Origin of the sequence: Mesorhizobium sp. M7A.F.Ca.US.005.03.2.1 (assembly GCF_003997795.1) — a bacterium.
Classification (GTDB): Bacteria; Pseudomonadota; Alphaproteobacteria; order Rhizobiales; family Rhizobiaceae; genus Mesorhizobium; species Mesorhizobium ciceri.
In genome coordinates this window covers 1-10,365 of sequence record NZ_RZRP01000134.1, presented here as the reverse complement: position 1 = coordinate 10,365, position 10,365 = coordinate 1, and the positions used below count along the sequence as shown (strand labels likewise).

Below are 10,365 nucleotides of genomic sequence, written 5' to 3'. Positions count from 1 at the left end.
CTCGTAGCCGCCCACGAACCCACGCGACGGATCATGCCGCGCCTCGTCGCGGATGATGCCGGCCATGGTGGTGCCGCGATACATATGCACCGGCCTGTCGAAGATGGCATAGACCGAGCCGGTGGTGTGGCGCATGTAGTTCTTGCCGACCTGGCCCGACGAGTTGGCAAGCCCATCGGGGAATTTTCCCGACGCCGAATTGAGCAGCAGCCTTGGGCTCTCGATCGAGTTGCCGGCAACCGCGACGATGCGCGCCTTCTGCTCCTGCAGCTTGCCGTCCTTGTCGGCGTAGACGACGCCGGTCACCTTTCCGCTGGCGTCGTGGTTGATCTTGATCGCCATGGCATTCGGCCTGACTTCGAGATGGCCTGTCGCCTCGCCCTTGGGGATCTCGGTGTAGAGCGTCGACCATTTGGCGCCCCATTTACAGCCCTGGAAGCAGAAGCCGGTTTGCTGGCAGGAATTACGATCGTCGCGATCGACCGAGTTGATGGCCATGTTGCCGGTGTGGCATTCCTTGTAGCCGAGCTTGTCGGCGCCGGCCTTCAACACCTTGAAATTGTTGTTGCCCGGCAGCCGCGGCCAGTCATTGGTGCCGGTGACGCCCATCTTGGCCTCGGCCTTGGCGTAGTAGGGCTCCATCTCGGCCAGCGTGATCGGCCAATCGAGCAGGTTGGCGCCTTCCAGTTTGCCATAGGTCGAGAGCGTCTTGAACTCGTGCTCCTGGAAGCGCAGCGAGGCTCCCGCCCAATGCGTGGTCGAACCGCCGACCGACTTGACGACCCAGGCCGGCAGGTTCGGAAAATCCTTTGCCACGCGCCAGTCGCCGGACGTGGTGCGCTTGTCGGTCCAGGCGAGCTGGGCGAACGAACCCCACTCGTCATTGACGAAATCCTCGTATTCGTGGCGCGCGCCGGCTTCCAGGATGACGACGTCGACACCCTTCTGGGCAAGTTCGTTGCCGAGCGTGCCGCCGCCGGCGCCCGAACCGATGATGACGACCACGCCGTCGTTGTTCAGATCAAATGAAGCTGCCATGGTTTCCTCCCATGATTTCTGTTTGCGGGTTCAGGAACGACGGGGCTCAGAGCCACTCGATGTCGTCGAAACCGCGCGCGATGTAGCCGCCCTTGGAATAGGACTCGCCCTCGTAGCCGAAGATCGGCCACACCTCTTTCTGGTTGTAGAGGCCGACCACAAGGCCGCCTCTGATGGCCTGGAAAAACGGCGTCGCCTCGATCTGCTTCAGCATCGCGACCCGCTGGTCCTCCCAGCCAAGGCCGCGATAGCCGCCGCCACCGGATTTCTTGTCGAGGTCGGCGATGCCATCCTCGAGCATCGCCTTGTAGGCGGCGTCCTTGCCGGCCTGCTCGTCATGACCTTTCACGGCAATGGCGTAGTATTTGTCCGGCACCTGATCGTGCGGATAGATGTCGCGCGCCATCTGGATCAGCGTCGCCATGGTTTCGGGCTTGAGTGCCGATGTCTCGAGCCCCCAGGCATGTTCAGGACTGATGACGGCGCTACCGGAGATGACGAGCAGCGCGCCGATGCCGCCGCGTTTGAGAAGCTCGCGACGTGAAAGCCCGGGCTTCGCGTCATAGATCGTGACCATTTTATTCCTCCCTGCTTGCTATGTGCACTGTTGAGAGTGCGTTTGCTGGCGCCGCACCTGCCGGCGCGACTGCTATGTCTCCTATTGGAAGCGACCTCCGCGCTGCAGAACCTCGATCTTGTAGCCGTCGGGGTCCTCGATGAAGAAAAAGCGGGCGATCAGCGATCCGTCGCGGTTGAACTCGACGATCTTCTTCGGATTCAGGCCAAGCGCACCGAGACGGTCATGTTCGCTGTCGAGGTCGGCGACGGAGACAGCGAAGTGACCGTAGCCGTCGCCGAGCCCGTAAGCTTCCTGCCGATCCTTGTTCACGGTCAGTTCGAGCTCGAACCCTGCCTCGGCATTGCTGAGGTAAAGGAGCGTGAACGTCTCGAAATCCAGCCTGTCGGCGACATTGAGCCCGAAGGCGTTTCTGTAGAAATCGACCGATCGGGTCTCGTCGAGAACCCGGATCATACTGTGGATCGCCTTGGCCAAATTAGTCTCCGCGCTGGTGTGGAGGCGATTATGCGCGGCGCGGACAAAAGGTGGTGGCAGCCGGTTACCACGCCCGCAGCCGCGAACGGGACGAAAGTCCGATTGCCGGACCGGCAATTTTGCCCGAGAATACGTGTGGGGACAGGTCAAGCAGTATCAAACTGCACGCCGTCCACCCAAGACCAACAATCATGGGAGGTTTGTCGGATGTGCAGGGTGTTTGCGGGCCAGGACCCCGAAGGCTATCGCCAGATCAACCGCTCGATTCGCATCGACGGTCACTCGACCAGCATCCAGCTCGAAGCGACGTTCTGGGCGTTGCTTGACGAGATCGCCGAAAACCAGAACCTGACGACGCCGAAATTCATCTCCAAGCTCTATGACGAAGCCATAGAGATCAACGGCGCCATCCCGAACTTTGCGTCGATGCTGCGCACCACCTGCGCGCTCTATCTGCGCGGCCATCGGCCGGGGATGGATGAGCAGATGGTGCCGAAGCGGCAGGCCGCTTAGCGCATTGCGCTCAGCTTAGTTCTTGCGCGAGCCCTATGAGAAGCCCTCCGGGCCCTCGAATGTAGCAGAGCCGATACACGTCTCTATACTGGACAACTTCGCCTTCGAGCCGCGCACCGCGATTGCGGAGCCTTTCAAGCGTCCCGTCAATGTCGTCCACGGCGAACATGACGCGGAGGTAGCCGAGGGCGTTAACCGGGGCGTTGCGGTGATCCGAGACGACAGGCGGCGTGAGGAAGCGGGACAGTTCGAGCCGGCTGTGGCCGTCCGGCGTCCGCATCATGGCAATCTCGACGCGTTGATCGCCCAGTCCAGTGACACGTCCGGCCCATTCTCCTTCGATCGTGGCCCGCCCTTCGAGCTCAAGGCCGAGCTCGCCAAAGAAACCAATCGTCTCTTCGAGGTCATCGACGACGATTCCTATGTTGTCCATCCGTTTGAGCGCCATGTGTTCAGTCTACAAGGCGTCGTCCAGGTCGTAAACTCATTAGGCTGCTTGCCAGCTGAGCAGGTATGATCAAGGGGTCCGAAACGCCTCGTGATACGTCGCGGTGGCGCCCTGGTGTCGACCACTACCTCGAACGCCAGCCGGTCTGTGGCTGTCCCTGATTCATGCCTGATGGCACGATGCTGTTTCTATCGGTCCAGTATCCGGCCGCGTATGCCAGGACGCTCTGCAAGAGGCGACGCTGCAGCCCAAGTTCCGGGCGAAAACCGGCTTCCAACAGCACAAGCAGACCTGGTCGACAGTAGACCAAACCCTCGCTAACGATTTTGTGATGTGGTTGACGAGGTCATTTTCATCTCGCAGTCTATCGGCATTCGATCTGCGGCTTAACCTAACTATCGTTGTCATGAATACTTGGGCATCACTTCCCAAGCGCGCTCTCTTATTTTTGAGATTCCTAATATGAACCGTCGCAACCCTGTCCGAATGAATCGGCGTCTTTTCCTGTCCTCGGTCGCAATGTTTACGGCAACCGCGACATCGGCCGGTTTTGCGCGATCGTTCTCGGGCACTTTGCCCTGGACGCCAATGGCATCCGATCCACCGACGCAGGTCGTGGCAGGCGGCTGGCACTTTTTCTCGGCCCAGGAAGCAGCCCTAGTCGAGGCGATCGTCGACCGCATCATTCCGGCCGACGAGCTCAGCATGGGCGGCAAGGAAGCCGGTTGCGCCGTCTATATCGACAGGCAGTTGATGGGGGCGTTCGGTGCGTCGAGCCGGCTTTACACGCAAGGCCCGTTTCTGCCTGGACTGCCCACCCAGGGCTATCAGGGCGAGGCCAATCCGGCGCAGCGTTACCGCACCGGGCTTGCCGCCATCGACGCTTTCCTGAAACAGCGGGACGGCAAGACATTCGTCGAGCTCGCACCGGCCGAACAGGATGCCTTCCTGACGGCTATGGAGGCCGGGAAGGTCGACCTGCCCAATGGCGTCAAGGGGCCGGGTTTCTTCGGGCTTCTGCTGCAGAACACCATGGAGGGGTTCTTTGCCGACCCCGTCTATGGCGGCAACAAGGACATGGTCTCGTGGCGCATGCTTGGTTTTCCAGGCGCCCGCTACGACTACCGCGACCATGTCAGCAAACACAATCAGCCATATCCGCAGCCGCCTGTCTCGATCATCGGGCGCCCCGAATGGCTCGGCAAAGGCGCCTGATCATGACCAAGATACTGCCTCGCAAAGACGTCGTGATCGTCGGCCTCGGCTGGACGGGATCCATTCTGGCCCACGAATTGACCGATCAGGGCCTGGACGTGGTGGCTATAGAACGCGGCCCCTGGCGCGATACGGCAACCGATTTCAACATCGGCTACGCGCAGGATGAGTTGCGCTACAGCATCCGGCGCGACCTCTTCCTGCAGCCCGCCTTGGAAACCATGACGGTGCGCAACGACCCGTCGCAGAAGGCGCTGCCGATGCGCGATTTCGGCTCCTTCCTCCCCGGCAACGGCGTCGGCGGCGCCGGCGTCCACTGGAACGGCCACACCTGGCGGTTCTGGGATTCAGACTTTCAGATAAAGACCAATCTGACCAAGAAATATGGTGCATCGAGAATCGCCGATCTCCAGGTCGAGGACTGGGGCGTGACCGGCGCGGAGATGGAGCCCTATTACGACCAGTTCGAGTATCTGGCAGGCATCTCGGGCAAGGCCGGCAATATCAAGGGGCAGTTGCAGGAAGGCGGCAATCCGTTCGAGGATCCAAGGTCGCGGGATTATCCGAACCCGCCGATGCAGATGACCTACGCGCCAACCCTGTTCGCCGAGGTCGGCCGGTCGATCGGCCTGCATCCCTTCCCGACCCCATCCGCCAACATGTCGCGGGCCTATGTCAACCCGCTCGGCATCGCCATGGGTCAATGCACCTATTGCGGATTCTGCGAACGCTTCGGCTGTGCCAACTATTCGAAGTCGAGCGCCCAGACCACCGTCCTTCCGGTGCTGATGAAGAAGTCCAATTTCGAAGTCCGCACCGACAGCGAGGTACTGCATGTCGATCTGGCTCCCGGAGGCAAGTCGGCGCGCGGCGTGACCTACGTCGATACCTCAGGCGAGGAGTACTTCCAGCCGGCCGATCTGGTGCTGCTGTGCGCCTACGGCCTGCACAATGCCCGGCTGATGATGCTGTCCGGCATCGGCAAGATCTACGACCCCGGCAGCGGCGAAGGAACGGTTGGGCGCAATTACTGCTACCAGACAAACGCCGGCGTGCAGGTGTTCTTCGACGACAAGAACTTCAACCCGTTCATCGCCGCAGGCGCGCTCGGCCAGACGATCGACGATTACAATGGTGACGCGTTCGACCACGGCGCGCTGGACTTCGTCGGCGGTGCGGGCATCAACTGCATTCCCACCAACGGGCGCCCGATCGGAACCAGGCCGACCCTGCCCGGCACGCCGAAATGGGGCAGCGCCTGGAAGAAGGCAACGGTCGAGGGCTACAAGAGCACGCTTGGCTACTCGTCCCAGGGAAGCAGCTACGCGACGCGCAACAACTACCTCGACCTCGACCCGACCTACAAGGACCGTTTCGGGCGGCCGCTGATGCGCATGACGTTCGATTTTCCCGACAACGACATCCGCATGTCGAACTATGTCTGCGACCGGATGGAGGAAATCGCCAAGGCGCTCGGCGGAAAGCAGTACGCCGTCAGCCGCCGCAAGAAAGGCTGGGACAGCGTCCCCTACCAGAGCACCCACAATACGGGCGGCGCCATCATGGGAACGGACCCGAAGAAGAGCGCGGTCAACACCTTCCTCCAGAGCTGGGACGTCCCCAATGTCTTTGTCATCGGTGCGTCGGCCTTCCCGCAGAATGCCGGCAAAAATCCGACAGGAACGGTCGGCGCGCTCGCTTTCCGCGCCGCCGATGCCATCCGCAATCAATATCTGCGCAATCCCGGTGCACCCCTGGTGCAGGCATGAACAAGCTCGTTCTCACGCTCGCCATCGGTGCTGCGGCCCTCACTGGCGGCCCGGCATGGAGTGCCGACCAGGCGGACCAGATCATACGTGGACAGTATCAGGCGGTGCTCGGCGACTGTGCAGGCTGTCATACGCGAGCCGAGGGCAAACCGCTGGCCGGCGGCCTGCCGCTCGAAACGCCGTTCGGCGCGCTTGTGCCGCCCAACATAACGCCTGACCGCGAGACGGGCATCGGCAGTTGGTCGGAAGCCGACTTCCGCAGCATGATGAAGTCAGGCATCGGCCACAATGGTGTGCGGCTCTACCCCGCAATGCCCTACCCCGCCTATACCAGGATGAACGATCGGGACATTTCCGACTTGTGGGCCTATCTGACGACGGTTCAACCGGTATCGAACAAGGTCGAAGCCAATCAGCTGCCGTTCCCGTTGAACATCCGGCTGGCGATGCTGGGCTGGAATGCCCTCAACTTCACCGAAGCAAGCTTTCAGCCGGATCCCTCCAAGTCGGCGGAGTGGAATCGCGGCGCTTATATCGTCCAGGGCGCGGGCCATTGCGGCACCTGCCACTCGCCCAAATCTTTCCTTGGCGCCGATAAGGACAGCGAGTTCCTGCAAGGTGCCTCCCTGCAGGGCTGGTTTGCCCCCGACATCACCAACAATGCGCAATCGGGCCTGGGCAAGTGGTCGGAAGAGGATTTGGTGAAATACCTCAAGACCGGCGTCAATGCGCATTCGATTGCCTCCGGTCCGATGGCGGAGGCCATCGAGAACTCCACGTCGAAAATGACCGATCCCGATCTCAAGGCGGTTGCAGTCTACCTCAAGAGCCTGGGCTCGGATGTCGACAGCGCCCAACCGGCAAAGCCTGACGCAACACGGATGACCGCGGGCGAGGCAATCTATCGCGACAATTGCTCGGCCTGCCATGGTGGAGATGGTGCCGGGTCAGGCGCGCTTTTCCCTTCCCTTGCCGGCAATTCGATCGTCGCGCAGGGCAGTTCCGAAACACTGGCACGGCTCGTCCTTGCCGGCAGCCAGGCCGTGCACACGGCCGATGCACCGACGACGCCCGCCATGCCTTCCCTGGCCTGGCGCCTGAAAGACCAGGAGGTCGCCGACGTCTTGACCTATGTGCGCGCCAGTTGGGGCAACGCGGCTCCTGCAGTCTCGTCCGGCGATGTCGCTGCCGTACGCAAGGGATTGACCCAGTAGACCCGTACTCTAGCTCTCGGCTGCGACAGCGAGTGCCAGACGGCTCATGTCGGTGAAAAGCGCCTGGCGCTCGGAATAGTCGGTCTGTTCGCCGGTCTCGATGTTGTCCACCACAACACACATCGACAAGGCACGTGCTCCGAAATGCTCCGATATGCCATAGAGCGCGCTGGTTTCCATATCCACGGCCAGGGCTCCTTGCGCCCGTGCATCGGCAAAACGGGCACGCCCATCCGGGTGATAGAAAATGTCGCTGCAGACCGTCAGGCCGACATGATGGTCGATGCCAAATTCTACCGCCTTGGCCCGTGACGATGCGAGGAGCGCCGGGTCCGGGCCAGCCGGTCCATAAAGGCCGAAAACCTGGCCGCTCTGGGCGCTTTCCGCCTGTGCCGATTGCGAGATGACAAGGCTGCGCAGCTTTGCCTTTGCGGTCAGGCTGCCGCAGGTGCCGGTACGGATCAGCGTCCGGGCGCCATAATGGTCCAGCAGTTCATGCGCATAGATCAGAAACGATGAAACGCCGATGCCCGTCGCCTGAATGCTGATGGACTTGCCACGAAACAAGCCGGTGAAGCCAAGCGTGCCGCGTCGGCGATTGATGCAGCGCGGCGCTTCCAGGAACGTTTGCGCCATCCATTCAGCGCGCTGCGGGTCGCCCGGCAACAACACCGTGTCGGCATAGTCGTCCTTGTCCGCTTCGTTGTGCGGCGTCACCGGTTGCTCCCCTAAGCCTTCCTGCCGTTCACCCCTCAATCATGGCGTTGTCACAGCGTTGCGCAAGGAGGAACATGGGGAAGGCTCTAGGACTCCAGCACGTCCTTGACGATCGTGGCCAGTTGCTTGAGCGAAAACGGCTTGGGCAGGAAGCCGAAATGCGCATCTGCCGGCAGGTTTCTGGCGAATGCGTCCTCGGCATAGCCGGACACGAAGACGAACTTGATGTCGGGCTGGCGCTTGCGCAATTCGCCGAGCAGCGTCGGCCCGTCCATTTCCGGCATCACCACGTCGGAAACGACGATATCGACCTTGCCGCCCAGCGCCTCGAACACTTCCAGCGCCTCGACGCCCGACGATGCCTCGTGCACGGTGTAGCCGCGCGAGGTCAGCGCCCGCATGCCGCCCATGCGCACGGCATCCTCGTCCTCGACGAGCAGCACCGTGGCCGAGCCCGACAGATCCTTGGCCGGATCGGCGACCTTTGCCGGCGCCGCCGGCGCATCGCCGGGCTCGCCTGCTTTTTTCGCTTCGGCGATGTGACGCGGCAGGAAAATGCGGAAAGTCGAGCCTTTGCCGACTTCGGAATCGCAGAAGATGAAGCCGCCGGTCTGCTTGATGATGCCGTAGACCATCGACAGGCCAAGGCCGGTGCCTTTGCCGACTTCCTTGGTGGTGAAGAAGGGCTCGAATATCTTCTTCAGCACGTCGGGCGCGATGCCGCTGCCGGTGTCCTCGACTTCGACCACGACATAGTCCGCCGGGGCGAGTTCGCGGTAGGAAAAGGCCTTGCACTCCTCGGCGGTTACATTGCGGGTGCGCACGGTCAGATCGCCGCCCGCCGGCATAGCATCGCGCGCGTTGACCGCAAGGTTGACCACCACCTGTTCGAACTGCCCGATATCGACCTTGACCGGCCACAGGTCGCGGCCATGGTCGACCTTCAGCTTGATGTCGTTGCCGACAAGGCGGGCCAGCAGCATCCTGAGATCGGCGAGCACGTCGGTCAGGTTGAGCACTTCCGGCCGCAATGTCTGCTTGCGCGAGAAGGCCAGCAACTGCCGCACCAGCGAAGCCGCCCGGTTGGCATTCTGCTTGATGTTCATGATGTCTGGGAAGGACGGGTCCGACGGGCGGTGATTGGTCAACAAAAGGTCGGACGCCATGATGATGGCGGTCAGCACATTGTTGAAATCATGCGCGATGCCGCCGGCAAGCTGGCCGACTGCCTGCATCTTCTGGCTTTGCGCCATCTGCCCTTCGAGCGCTTTCTGCTCCGTTGTCTCGACGGCGTAGACGATGGCCGACTCCTCGGCGCCCTCGCCGCCCTCGCCGCCGGTGCCGTCGGCGACGGCGTTGACGTAGAAGCGGATGTGCCGTTCGTCGTTGCCGGGCAGAAGCGTGTCGATCGGCTCGATGTCGGCCTGCCGCTGCTGCGCTTTCTCGAAGGCAGCCGCGAAGGCCGGCCGGTCGCGTTCGTGGATTACCGTGTCGAGCCGCACGCGACGGTCGACGGCGTCGCGATCGACGACAGACGAAAACAACGACAAAAACGGCGCATTGGTGCGCAGGATGCGTCCGTTGTGGTCGACGCCGGCGATTGCCATCGGTGTCGAGTTGAAGAAGCGGGTGAAGCGCACTTCCGAAGCCCGCAAATCGGCAGAGGCATCCTCGCCTTGCGTGCGGTTGAGCACGATCGTGCGTGTCGGCCCATTCAATCCTTCGCGGCTGGCCGAAACGCGGTGCATGAAGCGCACCGGCAGCGCTTCGCCCGTCATGGTCGTCAAATCGAGATCGATCACCGCGTTGCGTGTGGTGCCAGGGTCGGCCTTGACCGAGCGGACCAGCGCCATGCCGTCGCCGGCCACGATCGCCGACAGAGACACGGCGCCGGGCGTGAAGCTGGTGAGGTCGATGCCCAGCCATTCGGCGAGCGTGGCGTTTATGTAGGTGACGCGGCCCTCCTGGTCGGCCGAAAAGAAGCCGGCCGGCGCGTGGTCGAGGTGATCGATCGCCTTCTGCAGATCGAGGAAGAAGCGCTCCTGCTCGGCCCGCTCCTGCGAGATATCGGCAAGCTGCCAGGCCAGCATCGGCAGCCGCTGGCCCGGAACGCTGAAGGCGCGTGCGCGCGCGCGGTACCAGCGGGCGCCCGGCTCGGCACCGGGCCGAATGGACTGTGCGAGCCTAAACTCGCCGTCGCCCGGCTGGCCGTCGCGAAGGCCGGACGCCAGGCGATAGATCGTCACCGAGGCTTCGGGGACATCCGAGAGCAATCCCTCGACGGTCTTCAGATCGGCAGCGGACGATGCTCCGGTCATATCCGCATAGGCGCGGTTGGCGTAGACGACGCGGCCCTTGGTGTCGGTGACGAGAAGCCCCTGCGACATCGAATCGACG

General features: G+C 62.3%; 10 protein-coding genes. 4 read left to right on the top strand and 6 right to left on the bottom strand.

The window, feature by feature from the left end:
- The 3 genes from EN991_RS10440 to EN991_RS10430 all read right to left on the bottom strand — a co-directional run.
- The coding region (locus EN991_RS10440; protein ID WP_164768954.1) for a GMC family oxidoreductase at positions 1-1,038 on the bottom strand (1,038 nt) is incomplete at its 3' end.
- 46 nt (positions 1,039-1,084) lie between these two features.
- Positions 1,085-1,615 carry a hypothetical protein gene (locus EN991_RS10435; RefSeq protein ID WP_024503522.1) on the bottom strand — a complete coding sequence of 177 codons (531 nt, stop codon included), beginning with the start codon at positions 1,613-1,615 and terminating at the stop codon, positions 1,085-1,087.
- Positions 1,616-1,696: 81 nt separating this feature from the next.
- Complete coding sequence (locus EN991_RS10430) at positions 1,697-2,092, bottom strand: VOC family protein (protein WP_027161507.1); 396 nt, start codon at positions 2,090-2,092, stop codon at positions 1,697-1,699.
- A 207-nt stretch (positions 2,093-2,299) separates the two neighbouring features.
- On the opposite strand from EN991_RS10430, the gene EN991_RS10425 reads away from it, so the two are divergent.
- A complete protein-coding gene (locus EN991_RS10425; RefSeq protein ID WP_063167926.1) occupies positions 2,300-2,605 on the top strand; it encodes a ribbon-helix-helix domain-containing protein in 306 nt (101 codons plus the stop codon).
- 10 nt (positions 2,606-2,615) lie between these two features.
- Here the strand turns inward: EN991_RS10425 and EN991_RS10420 are convergent, their stop codons facing one another.
- Positions 2,616-3,053 (bottom strand): VOC family protein, encoded by a 438-nt coding sequence (locus EN991_RS10420; protein WP_024503525.1) that lies wholly within the window; start codon positions 3,051-3,053, stop codon positions 2,616-2,618.
- A gap of 588 nt (positions 3,054-3,641) precedes the next feature.
- Here EN991_RS10420 and EN991_RS10415 point away from each other — a divergent pair.
- From EN991_RS10415 to EN991_RS10405, 3 genes are read left to right on the top strand one after another with little or no spacing between them, the layout of a single operon-like run.
- On the top strand, positions 3,642-4,268 hold the full coding sequence (locus tag EN991_RS10415; protein ID WP_224619294.1) for a gluconate 2-dehydrogenase subunit 3 family protein: 627 nt from the start codon (positions 3,642-3,644) through the stop codon (positions 4,266-4,268).
- Positions 4,269-4,270: 2 nt separating this feature from the next.
- Positions 4,271-6,037, top strand: a complete 1,767-nt coding sequence (locus tag EN991_RS10410; protein WP_127368695.1) for a GMC family oxidoreductase — start codon at positions 4,271-4,273, stop codon at positions 6,035-6,037.
- Positions 6,034-7,251, top strand: coding sequence for a cytochrome c (locus EN991_RS10405; RefSeq protein WP_127367115.1), 1,218 nt, complete (start codon positions 6,034-6,036; stop codon positions 7,249-7,251). Before EN991_RS10410 ends, EN991_RS10405 begins: the two co-directional genes overlap by 4 nt.
- 9 nt (positions 7,252-7,260) lie before the next feature.
- Here EN991_RS10405 and EN991_RS10400 read toward each other — a convergent pair whose 3' ends face one another.
- Together EN991_RS10400 and EN991_RS10395 are read right to left on the bottom strand one after the other, a co-directional pair.
- Entirely contained in the window at positions 7,261-7,968 is a 708-nt protein-coding gene (locus tag EN991_RS10400) for a DeoD-type purine-nucleoside phosphorylase (protein WP_013531859.1), read from the bottom strand.
- Positions 7,969-8,054: 86 nt separating this feature from the next.
- Positions 8,055-10,365, bottom strand: a 2,311-nt coding sequence (locus EN991_RS10395; protein ID WP_164768952.1) for a PAS domain-containing sensor histidine kinase, incomplete at its 5' end; no start/stop codon positions are given.